Origin of the sequence: Bradyrhizobium elkanii USDA 76, from assembly GCF_023278185.1 — a bacterium.
Lineage (GTDB): Bacteria > Pseudomonadota > Alphaproteobacteria > Rhizobiales > Xanthobacteraceae > Bradyrhizobium > Bradyrhizobium elkanii.
Genome location: NZ_CP066356.1, coordinates 2,029,337 through 2,046,470, shown reverse-complemented (window position 1 = coordinate 2,046,470; position 17,134 = coordinate 2,029,337). Strand labels below are relative to the sequence as shown.

Below are 17,134 nucleotides of genomic sequence, written 5' to 3'. Positions count from 1 at the left end.
GCGGCGTCCCCGTTCCCGGCGACGGCGTCATCGTATGGGAGAAACCAGCATGCAGGAACGGAACGGCGGCTGCCTGTGCGGCGCGGTGCGTTACACGCTCAAGAGCGAACCGCGGAGCATCGCAGTTTGTCATTGCACACATTGCCAGCGGCAAAGCGGCAGCCTGTTTTCGTTCAACCTCGTGATCCGCGAAGCCGACTACCAGCAGTCGGGCGAGACGGTGGTGTTCGTCGACAAGGGCGACAGCGGCCATCCGGTCCATCGTCATTTCTGCGGGCGCTGCGGGTCCCCTTTGCTTGCGAAAACCGCATTGATGCCCGGCAAGGTCGTGGTGAAAGCCGGCACGCTCGACAGCATGGAGGGACTGCAGCCGCAAGCCGAGATCTATACCGATCGCGCCGCCGCATGGCTCACGCCGATCCCCGGCGCTGCGCGCTTTGCCCGGAACGTGTGACCGGATGCGCCGGTCACGGGCGCAGCGGGAAACGATTCAGCCTGGCCAGGGTCGCCTTCGTTCCGATTGCATCGGAACGGAGGCTCTCGATTTTGCTTTGACGCGCTTTCTTCACGCGAACCGGTACCCGCTTCGCTCGAAAACGCTCTGGCGATCATTGACCGGCCGGCAATTCGGCGTAGTTGCCGTCCTTGTCGCGGCGATACACGACGTAGTCGATCAGGGTGATGTCACCCTTCGGCGTGTAGCTGATCTTGCCGAGCACGGTATCCCAGCTTCCGGCCTTGATGGCCGCCGCGACCTTCTTGGCGTCCGTGGTTTGGGCACGGGCTGCGGCCTGGCTCCAGATCTGGAACGCTGCATAGCTGTAGAGCGTGTAGCCGTCGGGATCGATGCCCTTGTCCTTGAACTTCTTCAACGTCGCGGCCGCGGTCGCCTTCTTGCGCGGGTCGGGCGAGAAGGTGAACAGCGAGCCTTCAGCAAGCGGACCTGCGATCGCGGCGAACTGCTTGTCGACCAGGGCGTCGCCGCCCATCAGCACCGCATTGACGCCCTGCTCGCGCATCTGGCGCAGGATCAACGCTGCCTCGGCATAATAGCCGCCGACATAGACGAAATCGATCGACTCCTTCTTGAAGCGGGATACCAGCGCGGCAAAATCCTTGTCGCCCTTGGTGTAGGCCTCATAAAGCTTTTCCTTCACGCCCGCGGCGTTGATGGCCTTCTTCGTTTCGTCGGCAAGGCCTTTGCCGTAGGTCGTCTTGTCGTGGATGATCGCGACGTTCTTGGTGTTGTAGTTCTTGATAATGTAGGCGGCCGCAACCGTGCCCTGCTGGTCATCCCGGCCGCAGACACGGAACGTGTTCCACAACCCGCGCTCGGTGAATTGCGGATTGGTCGAGCCCGGCGTGATCTGCAGCACATTGCCCTCGGCATAGGCGTCCGACGCAGGGATCGAGGTCGATGAGCAGAAATGCCCAACGACGAACGGAATCCTCGCGCCTGCCATCTTCTCGGCAACCGACACCGCCTGCTTCGGATCGCAGGCATCGTCGCCGACCTCCAGCTTCAGCTTCTTGCCAAGCACGCCGCCCGCCGCATTGATGTCGGCGATCGCGAGATCAGCACCGTTCTTGAACTGCTGGCCGAAGCTCGCCTCGGAGCCGGTCATCGGCCCGACCACGGCAACACTGATATCCTGTGCCATGGCGGCGCCGGACAAGGCCAGGCTCGCGCCAAGCGCAAGAAAATATCCTCGAAGTGCAGACTTCATCACATCCTCCTCGATGGTCTCAAGTCGCCTCAATGCATCGCAGTCGACTAATCCATCGATTGCAACGATTCCCGGGGGCTGCCTTTTAAGCGCGAGACGATTGGCAGGCTCGGACTGGGGCGACGGGGGATTGGAGATATGCGACATCGGGCAACAATGTGAAACACGTTGTCGTGCATTGACGTCTGAAATCGCCGCAGCGGACGTGATTGGCGGCGATGTTGTGTGCGCGACAGCACACAGGCTGGCGGAGAGCGCTGTTTGCGACGCGCCGCCGGCGGATGATCGGCGCGTGCCGGTTGCGGCAGACCGAAGGCAACGACCTGCCGCTCTGCCAGGGAAATTGCGATGTTCGGTCAGGAGCGCCGCGGCACCGCGCGGATATCCGACGGCGTCACGCCGTAATGCCGGCGGAAGGTGCGGTTGAAGTAGGACAGATCGCCGAACCCGACTTCGAATGCGATCGTACCGATGGTGCTGCCGCTGTGGCGCGGGTCGTTCAGCAAATGATGCGCACGCGCCAGGCGCTGGCCGAGCACGAATTCCGAGAATGTCGAACGACGCTTTCGATCATCCGCCCTCGCGAAGGATCGGCAAGCGGTCGCGCTCGCCGAAATCCGCGGTCGAGAACCGAAACCCGGTCATATCCGGCGACTGCATCGTCATCGGCTGATCCTCATGGCGGCGGGAGGTCGCCGGTGATATGCGGGCCGATTTGTGGCAGCATCACACCGCTCGAATACACGGGACCGTGCTTACGCGTCGGAACTTTTGCTGCAGACACGCGATGCGCGCCGGATCATCCTGACACTCTTGTCGGGCCTGAATTCGCGACCGAGACCGAGATCGTGCTCGCTCGATGTTGCCCGGCGTCGTCATCCATGCCGTCGCGTGGATTATAATTGACTGACCGGACGGTCAATAGTAATCCAAACGCACGTCGCGCAACCTTCGGCCGCCAGAAGCCGCAACGGGAGGTCATCATGGTCAGCGATTTAGTGTTGACCGATATCCGCGCCGGATATCGCGTCCTGACGCTCAACAGGCCCGATCGCCTGAATACCTTCAGCGCCGATCTGCACGCCGCACTGATGGCTGCGCTGATCGCGGCGGAGCAGGACAAGTCCTGCCGCGCGCTGATCCTGACCGGAGCCGGACGCGGATTCTGCGCCGGGCAGGATCTTTCGGACGGCGTGTTCACGCCGGGCGAAACGCCGGACCTCTCCGCACCGATCGAAAAATTCTACAATCCGCTGGTGCGCAAGCTGCGCGGCATTCCGATGCCGGTCGTGTGCGCCGTCAACGGCGTCGCCGCGGGTGCCGGCGCGAACCTGGCCCTTGCTTGCGATATCGTGATCGCCGCGCGGTCGGCCAAGTTCATCCAGGCCTTCGCCAAGCTTGGCCTCGTCCCTGACACCGGCGGCACCTGGTTGCTGCCGCGGCTCGTCGGCGGCGCGCGAGCGCGCGCACTGGCCATGCTCGCCGAGCCGATCTCCGCCGAGCGGGCGGAGACATGGGGCATGATCTGGAAGGTGGTCGAGGATTCCGACCTGATGGCCGAGGGCCACGCCCTCGCCGCCTCGCTCGCGACACAGCCGACCGATGGTCTTGCGCTGATCAAGCAGGCGCTCGATGCCTCCGAGACCAACACGCTCGACGCGCAGCTCGATCTCGAGCGCGAGTTGCAGGGCCGTGCCGGCCGGTCGGCGGACTATGCCGAAGGCGTCACCGCCTTTCTCGAAAGGCGCGCCCCGCGCTTTGTCGGACGGGCCAAGGATTGAACGTTTCCGATTGAACATTCCGCCGCCAAGGCGAGACCCATCATTGATCACAAGTCAGAAGGTCCTATTGCGATGACACAGCCTCAATCCAGCGGTGCACGGACGGCGGACAACGTCATGAAGCTCGACAGCTTCGTGCGCGGAAAATGGTCCGGCCCGGGCGAACCGGCAGCCGAGATTCACAGTGCCGTCACCGGCGATGTGGTGGCGGTCACGACCGGAAGCGATCTCGACATGCGCGAGATCCTCGCCTATGGCCGCGCGGTCGGCGGCAAGCATCTTGGAAAACTGACGTTCCACCAGCGCGCAGGCTTGCTGAAGGCGCTCGCCGACTATCTGACCAAGCACAAGGACCGGCTCTACAAACTGTCGTTCCATGCGGGCGCAACCCGCACTGACGCCGTCATCGACGTCGACGGCGGTATTGGCACGTTGCTCGCATATGCCGGCAAGGGACGTCGCGAGCTTCCGAACAGCAAATTCCTGCTCGACGGCAATGTCGAGGGGCTCTCCAAGGGTGGCGCATTCGCCGGTCAGCATATCGTGACGCCGCTGCACGGCGTCGCCGTGCACATCAACGCGTTCAACTTCCCGTGCTGGGGCATGCTGGAGAAGCTGGCGCCCGCGCTGCTGGCCGGCGTGCCCGTCGTGACCAAGCCCGCGACGGTCACCTCCTATGTCGCTTACGAGCTGGTCCGGATCATCACCGAATCCGGCGTGCTGCCCGAAGGCGCGCTGCAATTCATCGTCGGATCGACCGGCGACCTGTTGGACCATCTAACCTGCCAGGACGTGGTGTCCTTCACAGGCTCGGCCGACACGTCGCAAAAACTGCAGCGGCATCCTGTCATCGCGCGCGAGGCGGTCAGGTTCATCGCCGAACGGGATTCGCTGAACGCCGCAATCCTCGCTCCGGACGCCGTACCGGGCAGCCCGGAGTTCGACCTCTTCGTCAAGGAAGTGGCGAAGGAGATGACGGTCAAGGCGGGGCAGAAATGCACCGCGATCCGCCGCGCGCTGGTGCCGTCGGCGCAGCTCGACGCCGTGATCACGGCCCTGCGCGACCGTCTGGCCAAGGTCACGATCGGCAATCCCGAAAACGACAAGGTCAGGATGGGGCCGCTGGTCGGGCTCGGCCAGCGCAGCGATGTGCTTGCCCATGTGGCGAAGCTTCGCGCCGAAGCCGAACTGGTGGCCGGCGACCCCGGCAACTTCGCGCTGCTCGATGCCGACGCGAAGCGCGGCGCCTTCGTTCCGCCGCTGCTGCTGCATTGCGTGAAGCCGCTCGCCGCAACCGCAGTCCACGAGATCGAGGCGTTCGGCCCTGTCAGCACCGTGATGGGCTATGACGATCTGGATCAGGCCATCGCGCTGACCAATCGCGGCGGCGGCGGCCTCGTCGCATCCATCTACACGCACGACGTCCCGGCTGCGACCGAGCTGGCATTTGGCATCGGCAGTTTTCACGGCCGCGTCGCGATCATCGACCGCGACTGCGCGAGCGAGCACACCGGACACGGTTCGCCGATGCCGCAGATGGTTCATGGCGGCCCCGGCCGGGCCGGCGGCGGCGAGGAACTGGGCGGCGTCCGCAGCCTCCAGCACTACATGCAGCGCACCGCCTTGCAGGGCTCGCCGGCGATGCTGAGCGGCGTCACCGGCCGCTGGTTCAAGGGCAGCCCGATGCTCGAAGGCGATCTGCACCCGTTCCGCTATCACTATGACGATCTCGAGATCGGCCGCACGCTGGTCTCGAAGTCGCGGCAGATCACGCTCGACGACATCGAGCACTTCGCGCATTTCACGGGCGACACCTTCTACGCCCATATGGACGAGGAAGCGACCAAGGGGCATCCATTCTTCCCGGGCCGTGTCGCGCATGGCTACCTGCTGCTGTCGTTTGCCGCCGGCCTGTTCGTCGATCCCGACTACGGGCCGGTGCTGGCGAATTACGGCCTCGACTCGCTGCGCTTCGTCAAACCCGTCCAACCCGGCGAACAGATCCAGGTGCGGCTGACCGCGAAGGAGAAGATGCCGCGCAACAAGCAATATGGCGAGGTACGCTGGGACGTCGAGATCACGACCGGTACCGGCGAAACCGCGGCGACCTACGAGCTGCTGACCATGAACGCGATGCGGGGTTAAAGGGCGCGTCAGAGCAACGCGGTCTGCCGGCTGCGGCCGGCCGATTTCGCCTTGCCGCGCGGCCGGGTGGCGGCGGCGGCATCGTCGGCGCCGGCCAGCACGAGCTGCGCGACGAAACCGGCATATTCGGCGCGGGTCATCGGCCCGCCCTCGCGAAACCACATGTAATGCCAGTTCAGCATGCCGAAGACGCTCATCGTCAGCGGCTTGAGCACGCGCTTCTGCTTCGCCGCCGGCACCGCGGCGGCGAGCGCATCCGACATGATCCCGACCAGGATCCGCTCGTTTGCGAGCAGCGGCTGCTGCTTGTCCTTCGGCAACAGCTTGAGGCTTGAGATCTGGACCTGATGCTCGGCGTCGGCATGCCGGTAGAGCTCGAGCAAGGTCGCAACGATCGTCCCGAAGCGTGCGACCGGATCGCCGGCCTGTGCGCTCGCCTTGCGGACCGCCGCCACGAGCTTCGCGAGATGCGACGACAGGATATCGAACAGGATCGCTTCCTTGTCGGGATAATAGTGATAGAGCAGCGCCTTCGAGACACCGCAGGCGTCGGCGATGGTGTTCATCGACGTGCCGACATATCCCGATGCGGCAAACAGCTCGGCCGAGCGATGCAGCATCGAGAGGCGCTTGTCGTCATAGTCTTTGGCGCGCGATCGGGCCATGTCTTGTCCGTTCCACCAGGCGGCCGTTCGGCCATCGTCCAGGGATGTCCGTCAACAGTCGCAAGGTTCCGGGACCACAGCTCTGCCTCCGAACCGCTATTTATTGACCATCCGGTCGGACAATTCCATAAGCCCGGCGATCGGGCAACATTGCCCGGAATGAATTTTCCTGGCGCCGCGTCGCGAGAGCATCTCTCTGCTGCAAAACGCCTCGCCATGCGCGTCTGATTGCAAACTTCGTGGCGCCGCCGAGTTTCGCGCGCGTCCCGAACAGGGGCGTGTTATCGTTCGTCGAACGGCTCGGAATGCGAAGGAGGCTCTGGGTGCGGACATCCTCTTGGCTCCACGTCCTTCGTCGCGCGGCCCGCCGGCTGAAGAGATGGCAGCGGCGGTTGGCCCGAGCTGCCAACCCGGACGGCAAGGACATGCACGAACTCTTTCTGTTTGGTCCTCACGGCTGATTTGCGGGTTGCCTCGACGCATGCCCAATCGAGACCGCGGCAGATATGATCCATCGCCACCCTGACGTCAGTCTGCCCACGCCGCGCATGTCGCGCGCCCGGATCACGCACAGAGCGATAACATGACAGCTCCTCGAGCGCGTCACGTCATCATCGTCGGCGGGGGCGCGAGCGGCGTCCTGCTGGCGCACCAGCTACTGCGTCAACCGACGGACGATGTCCGCGTCAGCCTGATCGAGCAGCGCCCCGACATCGGGCGCGGCATCGCCTATCATACCGGCAATCCGGATCATTTGCTCAATGTACGCGTCGCGAATATGAGCGCGCTGCCCGACCAGCCGGATCATTTCTGGCACTGGCTGGTCTCGCGCGGGGCGGACGCGCCGCTCTGCCCTGATCCCTATTGCTTCGTGCCGCGGCGCATCATTGGCGACTACATTGCCAGCCTGCTCGAGCAACATGCGTCCGATCGGGCCGACATCCAACGCCTGTCGATCGTGCACGGCAGGTGCATCGCCATCCGCGAACGGCGAGGCGACGTCACCGCCAGCCTCGACGACGGCCGGCAGCTGATCGGCGACACCGTCGTTCTCGCAACCGGGCACGATCCACGCGCGAACAGTCCGGATCATGCCGATCCCTGGGCAGCACCGTCTGCCGCCGCGATCGCCGACGACGCGACCGTCCTGATCCTCGGCACGGGCTTGACGATGGTCGATTACGTGCTGTCGTTGCTGCGCGACGGACATCGCGGGCCGATCGTTGCGATGTCGCGCCGGGGCCTTCTAGCGAAACCGCACCGCCGGGTCGACGCCGTGCGCATCGAGGAGGCGGAGGTCCCCTTCGGCTCCGGAATCGGCAGCCTGCTTCGCTGGCTTCGCGGCCGCATCGACCGGCACATCGCAGCGGGCGGCGACTGGCGCAGCGTCATCGACGGGCTTCGCCCCCACACCCAGCGGCTGTGGCGTGAGCTCCCGCTTTCGTCCAAGCGCCGGTTCCTCGAGCACGCACGCGCCTGGTGGGACGTGCATCGGCATCGGATGGCGCCGGAAGTGGAGGTCCGGATCACCGAAGCGATCTATGGAGGCCGGCTCACCCCGATGGCCGCGAAGCTGATCTCGGCCGAGCCCGACCGGACAGGCGCGACCGTGAATTACCGGCGGCGCGGCGAGACCAGGCTCCATCACATGCATGTCGGCGCCATCGTCGACTGCACCTGCATCGTCAAGGATCCGCGCGCAACCGCCAATCCCGCGGTGCGCAGCCTGCTCGAGCTTGGCCTGGCGCGCGTCGATCCGCTCCGCCTCGGCATAGAAACCGATCGCAATTGCGCAATCATCGATCGCGACGGCGTCCCGTCACGCCGCCTGTATGCCGTCGGCCCGCTCACGCGCGCCGCGTTCTGGGAAATCAGCGCAATTCCCGACATCCGCAACCAATGCGCCGAGCTTGCCGCTCTGCTGGTTCGTTCCGACGAGGAGCGGCGAATCGCATCCCCCGCGCGCATCTAGGGCTTCGGCTCTGATTGAATCAGAACCGAAACTCCAGCCTTTTGCTCTGACGCGCTTTCTTCGCGCGAGCCGGTGTCCACCTCGCTCGACAACGCTCTAGCTGCCGAAGCCGGCCGGAATGAACGCCGGCAGCTTCTCCTCGATGAAGTGCTTGACCTCCGGCGAGTTGAAGACCTGGATGAAGGCCTTCAGGCGCGGATCGTCCTTCTTGTCCGGCCGCGCGGTAAAGCGCAGCACGAGACCGTCATCGACCGTGCGGTCGATCACCAGCGCCGATTTTGGATCACCGCCGGCCGGTATCAGATAGGTGATATTGACGAGCGCAAGCGTGACGTCATCGAGCGACCGGTAGGTCTGCGCCGGATCGAGCTCGACGACCTTCAGGTTCTTGGGATTTTCGATGATATCAAACCGGCTCACCGAAAAACCCTTGCCCGGCGCCAGCTTGATCAGTCCGGCGCGTTCGAGCAGGATCAAGCCGCGCGCGCCGTTGAGCGGCTCGTTCGGGATCGCAACGCTGTCGCCGGACTTAATCTCGTCGAGCGACTTGATCTTCTTCGAGAACAGCCCGACGGGCGCGATCACGCCGACCTTGTCGACCTGGATCAGGTTGAAGCCGCGCTGCTTGTTCTGGATCGCGAGATAGGTGGCGTGCTGGAACAGATTGGCGTCGACGTCGCCGCTGTTCACCACCTCGTTCAACGCGACCCAGTCCGACAGCTCGACGATCTTGACGTCCTGCCCCTTGTCCCTGGCGAGCTTGGCGGCAAAGGCAGCCAGCTGACCGACCGGGCCGGCGCTGGTCGCGATCTTGAGAGGTTCATCCGCAACGGCGGCCGCAGTCATGGCAAGCAGCACGCCAGCTGCCTGCGCCAGGCGCAACAATGTCTTCATGGTCTCGGTTTCAACTCCGTCATCAGGGATCGATCAGGCCGCCTTGCGGCCGCTGCTTCCCGCCTCAGCCTCGGCCAATGCCTGGGTGAGGTCGGCGAGAATGTCGTCCGGATGCTCGACGCCGACCGAAAGCCTGATGTAGCCGGGCGTCACGCCTGCCGCGAGCTGCTCTGCGGCGCTCAGCTGCTGATGGGTGGTCGATGCCGGGTGGATCGCTAGCGAGCGCGCATCGCCGATGTTGGCAACGTGATAAAACAGTTTCAGCGCATCGATGAACCGACGGCCGGCCTCGACGCCTCCTTTCAGCTCGAAGCCGACCAGCCCGCCATAGCCGCCCTTCAGATAGAGATCGGCGCGGCGCCGGTCCTCCCCGCTCTGCAGTCCGGGAAAGATCACATGCGAAACGGCGGGATGCCGTGCCAGGAAGTTTGCGACCTTGATCGCGTTCTCGTTGTGCTGACGCAACCGCAGCGGCAAGGTCTCGAGTCCCTGGATGAACTGAAATGCGTTCTGGGGCGCGACCGCGGCGCCGAGATCGCGCAGCAGCTTCACGCGTGCACGCAGGATGTAGGCGATCGGACCGAGCGGCTTGGCTGCCTCAGTCCAGATCGCGCCGTGATAGGCATCGTCCGGCTGCGTCAGCAGCGGGAAGCGCTCGGCGTGCGCCGCCCAGTCGAAATTGCCGCCATCGATGATCGCACCGCCAATCGACGTGCCGTGGCCGCCGATATACTTTGTCGCGGAATAGACGACGATCGCCGCGCCGTGCTCGAACGGGCGCGCAATGAGCGGGACGGCGGTATTATCGAGAATCAGCGGCACGCCGAGCGAACGGCCGATATCCGCGACTTCCCTGATCGGGAATACATTGAGCTTGGGGTTCGGTAGCGTCTCGGCGAAGTAGGCGCGGGTCTTTGCGTCGGTCGCGCGGCGGAAGTTCTCCGGATCGGCCGGATCGACGAAGCGAACCTCGATACCGAACTGCTTCAGCGTCTGCGACAGCAGCGTCCAGGTGCCGCCGTACAGATCGGTCGATGAGACAATGTTGTCCCCCGCTTGCGCGATGTTGAAGATCGCGTAGGCCGTCGCCGACTGGCCCGACGCCACGGCCAGCGCGCCAACGCCGCCTTCCAGCGCAGCCAAGCGCTCCTCGAACGCGTCAGCCGTCGGGTTCTTGATCCTGGTGTAGATCTGTCCGATCGCCTCCAGGGCGAACAGCCGCGATGCGTGATCGGTATTCTCGAATTGAAAGGACGTCGTTTGGTAGATCGGAACAGCGACGGCGCCGGTCGCCGGGTCGGACCGGTACGATCCGCCATGCAAGGCGAGCGTCTCGACATTCTTGGTTTCGATCGGCATCTCGAAAATCTCCTGAAATCCGTGGACCCAGCATCAAAAGGCAAAGAATGATGCGCAGCCGCGTCCGCGACTGTCGAGACGTCGGCGAAAATAGCGATGAGCGTGCTGGCCGCGCGTCTGATGGCGTCGCTAATTTTTCAGCCGCTGCGCCGATCGCGTAACATTTGTTTCACTGCGCCGTCGCGTTGAAAGGATCAGTGGAGCTGATGAGTCGTCTGCTGATCGCACCTGCAAATCAGTGCGCAATGTCGTGCATACCGTCAGTTCGAACAGCACGACGAAGTCGAACAAACGAATCTCTGCTCCGCCGGGTCGGAGACGGAGCACGATTTTGATCCTGTTTCTCCGAATAGAAAATAAAGCCGCGCAGCCGGCGTGATAAATTACCTCTAAGTCCTCAATTGGCGGATTCGCGCGATGACCAGACCGAAGGAACTTCGCTTCAACGCGTTCAACATGATGGCGCCGAGCCACAACTGGGCCGGCCTCTGGTCGCATCCGCGCGACACTTCACTTAACTACAACTCGCTCGACTATTGGGTGGACTACGCCAGAACGGCCGAACGCGGCCTGCTCGACGGCATCTTCCTGGCCGACGTCTTTGGCATCTATGACGTCTACGGCGGCAGTCCTGAGACCGCGCTGCGCCACGCCGTTCAGTTGCCGAACGCCGAGCCGACCCTGCTCGTCTCCGCCATGGCTTACGCAACGAAGCATCTCGGCTTCGGCATCACGTCCAACCTCTCCTACGAACATCCCTATCAGTTCGCGCGCCGCTTCTCGACGCTCGATCATCTCACTCGCGGACGGATCGGCTGGAACATCGTCACCGGCTATCTCGATAGCGGCGCCCGCGGAATGGGTCTTGAGGCCAACCGCGCGCATGATGAACGCTACGAGGCGGCCGAGGAATTCCTCACCGCAAGCTACAAGCTGTGGGAAGGCAGCTGGGAGGACGGCGCGGTCCGCCGTGACCGGACAGCGCGCGTGTTCACTGATCCGGCAAGGATCCACAATGTGCGGCACCAGGGACTTCATTACCAGGTCGACGGCATCCACCTCGCCGAACCCTCGCCACAGCGCACACCGTTGCTGTATCAGGCGGGAACCTCGAAGCGCGGCCGCGCCCTCGCGGCGAGGCACGCGGAGGCGATCTTCCTCAACGGCCAGACCAAGCCCATTCTGGCCCGCGCCGTACGCGAGATCAGGGAGGCGGCCAAGGCGCTCGGACGCGATCCCTATGATATCCGCCTGTTCGCCGGCGCGACCGTAATCGTCGCCCCGACACGCGCGGAGGCGAACGATCTGCTCGAGGAGTACGCAGGGTATGTCGATCAAGCCGGCCAGCTGGCCCTGCTCTCGGGCTGGACCGGCATCGATTTCTCGAACTATCGTCCCGATCAGGCGGTGCAGTATGTCGAGAGCAACGCGATCCAGTCGATGGTCGAGAATTTCACGTTGCGGAGCGACCGGCCGGTCAAGGTCGGTGATCTCGCGACGCTGAGCCGGGTCGGCGCACGCTCGCCATTCGTGGTCGGCTCACCGCAGGACGTGGCGGACGAGCTGATCGCCTGGGTCGACGAAACCGACGTCGACGGCTTCAACCTGTTCCGCCTCGTCGCGCCGGAATCGCTGACGTCATTCGTCGACCTCGTCGTGCCGGAGTTGCAGTCACGCGGAGTCTACAAGACAGCCTATCGCGAAGGCACGCTGCGCGAGAAGCTGTTCCCCGGACGCGGTCCCTATCTTGACCCCACGCATCCCGGCGCCGGCTTCCGCCGCGCTTCGGCGGCAGCGCGCACCGAGGCCGCCGAATAGATCAGCCTGGAAACCTCCCGGCGATGGGCGATCAACGCCCGTCACCAGGTTGCGATGTAGGTGCCCTTGAAGCGCTTCTCGAGGAATGCCTTGACCTCCTCGGAATGATAGGCATCGATCAGCTGCTTGACCCAGGGCTTGTCCTTGTCCGCCTCGCGCACGGCAATGATGTTGACCCACGGGCCATCGGCCGCCTCGCGGGCAATTGCATCGGTGGCGGGATTGAGCCCGGCCTGAACCGCATAATTGTTGTTGATCGAGACCAGATCGACATCTTGCAGGGAACGCGGCAACTGCGCGGCATCAAGCTCGACGAAGCGCAGATGCTTCGGATTGTCAGTGATGTCGGCAATGGTCGACGCGACGTTGTTGGGATCCTTGAGCTTGATCACGCCGTGCAGCGCGAGGATCATCAGGCCGCGCGCGCCATTGGAAGGATCGTTGGCGATCGCCACCCGGGCGCCATCCGGAAGATCGGCCAGCTTCTTGTACTTCAACGAGTAGACACCCTGCGGCGACGCAATCGTGGTGGCGACCTTGACGATCTTCCAGCCGGTCTTCGATATCTGGTTCTTCAAATAAGGCTCGTGCTGGAACGAATTGGCCTCGAGATCCCCGAGCGCGAGCGCATGGTTCGGGATCACGTAGTCGGTGAATTCGACCACCTTGATGTCGAACCCATGGCCCGCGGCCACCTTCTTGACGACTTCGAGGATCTCGGCGTGTGGTCCGGCCGTGACGCCGACCCGGACCGTTTCGGCCCTCGCGGTGCCGACCAGGAGCGTTACCGCGGCAACCGCCGTCATCAGAATACGCATCATCTTCCCTCAGCGATTGGATCGGCAACTACCAGCCGGGCAGCACCGCGCCCTTGAACTTGGTCTGGACGAATTCCTTGATCTCCGGCGTGTGGTAGCTATCGACCAGGATCTTGACCCACGGCTTGTCCTTGTCGGCGGAGCGAACCGCAATCAGATTGACGTATGGCCCTTTCGGATCCTCGCGCAGGATCGGATCCTTGACCGGATCGAGACCGGCCTGCGTCGCATAGTTGGTGTTGATGACCGCCGCATCGACATCGTCGAGCGCCCGGGGCGCCTGAGCCGCGTCGACCTCTACGAATTTCAGCTTCCTGGGATTGTCGGTGATGTCGATAACGGTCGGCTTGAAGCCGACGTCGCTCTTCAGCTTGATCGCGCCCTTGTCGCGCAACAGGAGCAGCGCCCGGCCGCCATTGGTCGGATCATTGGGAATTGAGACCTTGGCTCCGTCAGGAACGTCGGCCCAGCTCTTGTGCTTGCGCGAATAGACACCGATCGGAAAATTGACCGTCAGTCCCACCTGCTCGATCTTGTAGCCACGATCGGCCTTCTGGTTGTCCAGATAGGGCTGATTCTGAAACGAGTTGGCCTGGATGTCGCCGGCGTCGAGCGCGGCGTTCGGAACGACATAGTCGGAGAACTCGATGAGCTGAAGCTCGAGCCCGCTCTTCGCCGCGATCGGTTTCACGGCCTCGAGGATTTGTGCATGCGGGCCGGGCGTCACGCCGATCTTGATCGTTTCTGCCGCGGCGGCGGGCGACCAGATCGCAACAACGCCTGCAAGTGCGAAAATGGATCGAAGCAACATCCCGGTCTCCATGGAACTGAAATCGTTATCAAGCTCATCGCCCGCTCCGGGGACGAAATCAATGAAATGAGAATCCAAATTTTTCCGCATGACGAGTCGCCGCTGCTGTGGCCGCGATGAAAAGAGAATGGAGCCGGCTGGGCACTTTGGCGCAGCGAGCGGCTTATCTGCTGATGCCGGCCGCACCGCGCGCGCCAAAAATACTATTCTCGCGGACTTCGCTTGCAGAGAAAATTGCACTCGTTCGGACGATTTCTCCGCGATTGCCTCCGGTGCTCCGATTGCACACAAATGGCAACAGATCGAACCGGCTCAGGACGACTTGCCATGCCCATCTTTGCCCGCCCCGTCTCGCCAGCACAGGCCGCATCATCGGCGGTTGCGATGTCGCGCCGTCTTGCTGTCGCCGCCATCGGGCTGCTTGCGATGACCTCGCTGATTCGGCCTGCGGCCGCCGAAGAAATGCGGATCGGCTACCAGAAATCGTCGACGCTGACCGCGATCCTGAAAACCAACGGCGCGCTGGAGAAGGCGTTGGCGCCGCTCGGCATCACCGTGTCATGGCATGAGTTCACCAGCGGCCTGCCGCTGCTCGAGGCCATCAATGTCGGCAGCATCGATTTCGGGGCCGACGTCGCCGATACCGTGCCGATCTTCGCCCAGGCCGCCGGCGCCAAGCTCGCTTACGTCGCCGAGGAAGCTGCTTCTCCATCGGCGCAGGCGATCCTGGTGCCGAAGGAGTCCGCGATCAGGTCGCCGGCCGATCTCAAGGGCAAGAAGGTCGCGGTCACCAAGGGCGCGGGCAGCCACTTCCTGCTGCTTGCGGTACTTGCCAAGGCCGGACTGTCCTTCAAGGACATCACGCCGGCCTATCTGACGCCGGCCGATGGCCGCGCGGCGTTCGTCAGCGGCAATGTCGATGCCTGGGTCGCCTGGGATCCGTTCCTCAGCAGCGCGCAACGCCAGTCCGGCGCGCGCATCCTGACCGACGGCAGCGGCGGGCTCGCAAGCTACAAGCGCTACTATCTCGCGTCGGCCGCGTTCGCCGAAAAGCGGGCCGATGCACTGAATGCCATCTTTGCCAGGCTGGTCGAAACCGGCACCTGGGTCAAAGCCAACCCGAACGAGGCCGCGGCTCTGCTCGCCGGCCTGTGGGGCATCGACGCCGCCACGGTGGAGGAGGCCAACAGCCACCGCTCCTACAAGGTCGGCGTGGTCAGCGCGGCCGGCCTTTCCGAGCAGCAGCGGATCGCCGATACCTTCACGGCCGAAGGTCTGCTGCCACGCAAGGTCGATACCGGCGACGTCAAGATCTGGGCGCCGAAGGGATCGTGACGGCGCTGCCTCTTTAGCGATGACGCAGGCGGCGATTGACGCGGCGCGCCAGGTAGTCGCCGGCGGTCTGCACGGTCTGAACCAGCGCGATCAAAACGACGACGACCGCCAACATCATTTCGGGCATGAAGCGCTGATAGCCGTAGCGAATGCCGAGGTCGCCGAGGCCGCCGCCTCCGACGGCCCCGACCATTGCGGAGTAGCCGAGCAGGCTGACCACCGCGAGCGTCAGGGCCAGCACCACCCCCGGCAAGGCCTCCGGGATCAGCACCTTGAACACAATCTGCAGCGGGCTCGCACCGAACGAGGACGCCGTCTCGATCAGACCGGCATCGACCTCGCGGATCGCCGCCTCGACCAGACGGGCGATGAACGGCGTCGCCGCGATGGTGAGCGGCACAATTGCCGCGCCCGATCCGATCGAGGTGCCGGCAATCAGCCGCGTGAAAGGAATGATCGCAACCACCAGGATGATGAACGGCGTCGAGCGGGCCGCATTGACGATGACGCCGAGCACGCCATTGGCTGACGGTGCGGCGAACAGCTCGCCTTTCCGGCTGGTCGCCAGGAAGACGCCAAGCGGAAGGCCCAGCGCGGTCGCAACCAGCGCGGCCACCGAGACCATGAAGAGGCTCTCGCCGGTGGCCTGAACGATCAGGTTGATGAGTTCACGCGACATAGCCGAGACGCTCCACCAGAATGTCATGCTGAGAAAGATAGGCCAGGGCCCGGCTGGCCGCGGCTTCACCGCCGGGAATGCCGAGGATCAGCGAACCCACGTGCTGGCCGCCGATCTCATCGATGCGTGCCGACAGCAGCGCCACGTCATGGGACAACTCGCGCGAAAGCCGCGCCACCACGGTGTCGCCGGCTTCGGTGCCGCGCACCTGGACGCGAAGGACCGCCTGCCCGCCTGCAACCGGTTGCGGCGAAAGGCGGCTCGCCAGCGAGACCGGAACACTGTCCCCGATCACCTCGGAAAGGAACGCCTGCGTGACCGGATGCCGGGGATGCGTGAAGATCTCCGCGACATGACCTCGCTCGACGACATGGCCGCCGTCGATCACCGCAACCTCCTTGGCGAGCTGGCGGACAACCGACATCTCGTGGGTGATCAGCACGATCGTGACCCCGAGCTCGCGATTGATGTTGGCCAGCAGGTCCAGAATCGCGCGCGTAGTCTGCGGATCGAGCGCCGACGTCGCCTCGTCGGACAGCAGCACATTCGGCCGTGTCGCTAGCGCACGGGCGATGCCGATGCGCTGTTTCTGGCCGCCGGACAATTCGGACGGATAGCGATCGTACTTGTCGGCAATGCCGACGAGCTCGAGCAGCTCGGCCACACGGACGGCAATGTCAGCCCTGGACCAGCCGGCGATCTCGAGCGGCAAGGCAATATTGTCCGCCGCCGTCCGCGACGACAACAGGTTGAAGTGCTGGAAGATCATGCCGATCGAACGCTGCGCCAGGCGCAACTCGCGGCCGGCAAGCGCCGAGATCTCGCTGTTATCGACGACGACGCTGCCGCTCGACGGTTTCTCAAGCCCGTTGATGAGGCGGACGAGGCTCGATTTGCCGGCGCCGGAGCGGCCGATCACGCCGGTGATCGAGCCGCGCGGAATCGCGAAGTCGATCGCCTGCAAGGCATGGACGCTCGGCTTGTCACGATAGGCCGGGTAGACCTTCGAGACCGCCTCGAAGCGGATCATGGCATCGCCGGCGCTTGATGCGAGCGGAATGGGTGGCAGCGGCGCAACAGGCTGCGCCGTCGTCAGGGATTGATGTACATTCATTCGGTCGGTCCAATTG

Annotated in this window: 15 protein-coding genes; 6 read left to right on the top strand and 9 right to left on the bottom strand. The window is 64.0% G+C overall.

From position 1 onward, the window contains the following. Nucleotides 1-49 precede the first annotated feature (49 nt). Entirely contained in the window at nucleotides 50-454 is a 405-nt protein-coding gene (locus tag JEY66_RS09905) for a GFA family protein (protein ID WP_016845186.1), read from the top strand. Nucleotides 455-608: 154 nt separating this feature from the next. On the opposite strand, the gene JEY66_RS09900 is transcribed toward JEY66_RS09905, so the two are convergent. Beyond that, nucleotides 609-1,727: a branched-chain amino acid ABC transporter substrate-binding protein gene (locus tag JEY66_RS09900; protein ID WP_016845188.1), complete on the bottom strand. Its 1,119-nt coding sequence runs from the start codon at nucleotides 1,725-1,727 to the stop codon at nucleotides 609-611. A gap of 356 nt (nucleotides 1,728-2,083) precedes the next feature. Further along, complete coding sequence (locus JEY66_RS09895; RefSeq protein WP_016845189.1) at nucleotides 2,084-2,266, bottom strand: helix-turn-helix domain-containing protein; 183 nt, start codon at nucleotides 2,264-2,266, stop codon at nucleotides 2,084-2,086. A gap of 444 nt (nucleotides 2,267-2,710) precedes the next feature. Between JEY66_RS09895 and paaG the strand changes: the two genes are divergently transcribed. Together paaG and paaZ are read left to right on the top strand one after the other, a co-directional pair. Then, nucleotides 2,711-3,508 carry a 2-(1,2-epoxy-1,2-dihydrophenyl)acetyl-CoA isomerase PaaG gene (gene paaG, locus JEY66_RS09890; RefSeq protein ID WP_026193292.1) on the top strand — a complete coding sequence of 266 codons (798 nt, stop codon included), beginning with the start codon at nucleotides 2,711-2,713 and terminating at the stop codon, nucleotides 3,506-3,508. Between the two features lie 117 nt (nucleotides 3,509-3,625). Then, nucleotides 3,626-5,653: a phenylacetic acid degradation bifunctional protein PaaZ gene (paaZ, locus tag JEY66_RS09885; RefSeq protein WP_018273443.1), complete on the top strand. Its 2,028-nt coding sequence runs from the start codon at nucleotides 3,626-3,628 to the stop codon at nucleotides 5,651-5,653. Nucleotides 5,654-5,661: 8 nt separating this feature from the next. On the opposite strand, the gene JEY66_RS09880 is transcribed toward paaZ, so the two are convergent. Continuing rightward, complete coding sequence (locus JEY66_RS09880; RefSeq protein WP_018273444.1) at nucleotides 5,662-6,318, bottom strand: TetR/AcrR family transcriptional regulator; 657 nt, start codon at nucleotides 6,316-6,318, stop codon at nucleotides 5,662-5,664. Nucleotides 6,319-6,901: 583 nt separating this feature from the next. On the opposite strand from JEY66_RS09880, the gene JEY66_RS09875 reads away from it, so the two are divergent. Next, on the top strand, nucleotides 6,902-8,290 hold the full coding sequence (locus tag JEY66_RS09875) for an FAD/NAD(P)-binding protein (protein WP_018273445.1): 1,389 nt from the start codon (nucleotides 6,902-6,904) through the stop codon (nucleotides 8,288-8,290). A gap of 96 nt (nucleotides 8,291-8,386) precedes the next feature. On the opposite strand, the gene JEY66_RS09870 is transcribed toward JEY66_RS09875, so the two are convergent. After that, nucleotides 8,387-9,184, bottom strand: a complete 798-nt coding sequence (locus JEY66_RS09870; protein WP_018273446.1) for a MetQ/NlpA family ABC transporter substrate-binding protein — start codon at nucleotides 9,182-9,184, stop codon at nucleotides 8,387-8,389. A gap of 33 nt (nucleotides 9,185-9,217) precedes the next feature. After that, on the bottom strand, nucleotides 9,218-10,543 hold the full coding sequence (locus JEY66_RS09865) for an O-acetylhomoserine aminocarboxypropyltransferase/cysteine synthase family protein (RefSeq protein WP_016840102.1): 1,326 nt from the start codon (nucleotides 10,541-10,543) through the stop codon (nucleotides 9,218-9,220). A 417-nt stretch (nucleotides 10,544-10,960) separates the two neighbouring features. Here JEY66_RS09865 and JEY66_RS09860 point away from each other — a divergent pair, with 417 nt between their 5' ends. Next, nucleotides 10,961-12,361, top strand: coding sequence for an LLM class flavin-dependent oxidoreductase (locus tag JEY66_RS09860; RefSeq protein WP_018273447.1), 1,401 nt, complete (start codon nucleotides 10,961-10,963; stop codon nucleotides 12,359-12,361). A gap of 41 nt (nucleotides 12,362-12,402) precedes the next feature. On the opposite strand, the gene JEY66_RS09855 is transcribed toward JEY66_RS09860, so the two are convergent. Further along, the gene (locus tag JEY66_RS09855; RefSeq protein ID WP_026193293.1) at nucleotides 12,403-13,179 is read right to left on the bottom strand and encodes a MetQ/NlpA family ABC transporter substrate-binding protein; all 777 of its coding nucleotides are present in this window, start codon (nucleotides 13,177-13,179) and stop codon (nucleotides 12,403-12,405) included. Nucleotides 13,180-13,207: 28 nt separating this feature from the next. Next, nucleotides 13,208-13,990, bottom strand: coding sequence for a MetQ/NlpA family ABC transporter substrate-binding protein (locus tag JEY66_RS09850; protein ID WP_162136729.1), 783 nt, complete (start codon nucleotides 13,988-13,990; stop codon nucleotides 13,208-13,210). A 327-nt stretch (nucleotides 13,991-14,317) separates the two neighbouring features. On the opposite strand from JEY66_RS09850, the gene JEY66_RS09845 reads away from it, so the two are divergent. Further along, the gene (locus tag JEY66_RS09845) at nucleotides 14,318-15,325 is read left to right on the top strand and encodes an aliphatic sulfonate ABC transporter substrate-binding protein (protein WP_016840106.1); all 1,008 of its coding nucleotides are present in this window, start codon (nucleotides 14,318-14,320) and stop codon (nucleotides 15,323-15,325) included. 13 nt (nucleotides 15,326-15,338) lie between these two features. On the opposite strand, the gene JEY66_RS09840 is transcribed toward JEY66_RS09845, so the two are convergent. Next, nucleotides 15,339-16,004: a methionine ABC transporter permease gene (locus JEY66_RS09840; RefSeq protein WP_018273448.1), complete on the bottom strand. Its 666-nt coding sequence runs from the start codon at nucleotides 16,002-16,004 to the stop codon at nucleotides 15,339-15,341. Further along, nucleotides 15,994-17,118 carry a methionine ABC transporter ATP-binding protein gene (locus tag JEY66_RS09835; protein ID WP_016840108.1) on the bottom strand — a complete coding sequence of 375 codons (1,125 nt, stop codon included), beginning with the start codon at nucleotides 17,116-17,118 and terminating at the stop codon, nucleotides 15,994-15,996. The genes JEY66_RS09840 and JEY66_RS09835 overlap by 11 nt, the downstream gene beginning before the upstream one ends. Between the last annotated feature and the right edge of the window lie 16 nt (nucleotides 17,119-17,134).

Coding starts and splice junctions, on each gene's coding strand:
- JEY66_RS09905 (WP_016845186.1), top strand. CDS start 50: ATGCAGGAACGGAACGGCGGCTGCCTGTGCGGCGCGGTGCGTTACACG.
- JEY66_RS09900 (WP_016845188.1), bottom strand. CDS start 1,727: ATGAAGTCTGCACTTCGAGGATATTTTCTTGCGCTTGGCGCGAGCCTG.
- paaG (WP_026193292.1), top strand. CDS start 2,711: ATGGTCAGCGATTTAGTGTTGACCGATATCCGCGCCGGATATCGCGTC.
- paaZ (WP_018273443.1), top strand. CDS start 3,626: ATGAAGCTCGACAGCTTCGTGCGCGGAAAATGGTCCGGCCCGGGCGAA.
- JEY66_RS09880 (WP_018273444.1), bottom strand. CDS start 6,318: ATGGCCCGATCGCGCGCCAAAGACTATGACGACAAGCGCCTCTCGATG.
- JEY66_RS09875 (WP_018273445.1), top strand. CDS start 6,902: ATGACAGCTCCTCGAGCGCGTCACGTCATCATCGTCGGCGGGGGCGCG.
- JEY66_RS09870 (WP_018273446.1), bottom strand. CDS start 9,184: ATGAAGACATTGTTGCGCCTGGCGCAGGCAGCTGGCGTGCTGCTTGCC.
- JEY66_RS09865 (WP_016840102.1), bottom strand. CDS start 10,543: ATGCCGATCGAAACCAAGAATGTCGAGACGCTCGCCTTGCATGGCGGA.
- JEY66_RS09860 (WP_018273447.1), top strand. CDS start 10,961: ATGACCAGACCGAAGGAACTTCGCTTCAACGCGTTCAACATGATGGCG.
- JEY66_RS09855 (WP_026193293.1), bottom strand. CDS start 13,179: ATGCGTATTCTGATGACGGCGGTTGCCGCGGTAACGCTCCTGGTCGGC.
- JEY66_RS09850 (WP_162136729.1), bottom strand. CDS start 13,990: ATGTTGCTTCGATCCATTTTCGCACTTGCAGGCGTTGTTGCGATCTGG.
- JEY66_RS09845 (WP_016840106.1), top strand. CDS start 14,318: ATGCCCATCTTTGCCCGCCCCGTCTCGCCAGCACAGGCCGCATCATCG.
- JEY66_RS09840 (WP_018273448.1), bottom strand. CDS start 16,004: ATGTCGCGTGAACTCATCAACCTGATCGTTCAGGCCACCGGCGAGAGC.
- JEY66_RS09835 (WP_016840108.1), bottom strand. CDS start 17,118: ATGAATGTACATCAATCCCTGACGACGGCGCAGCCTGTTGCGCCGCTG.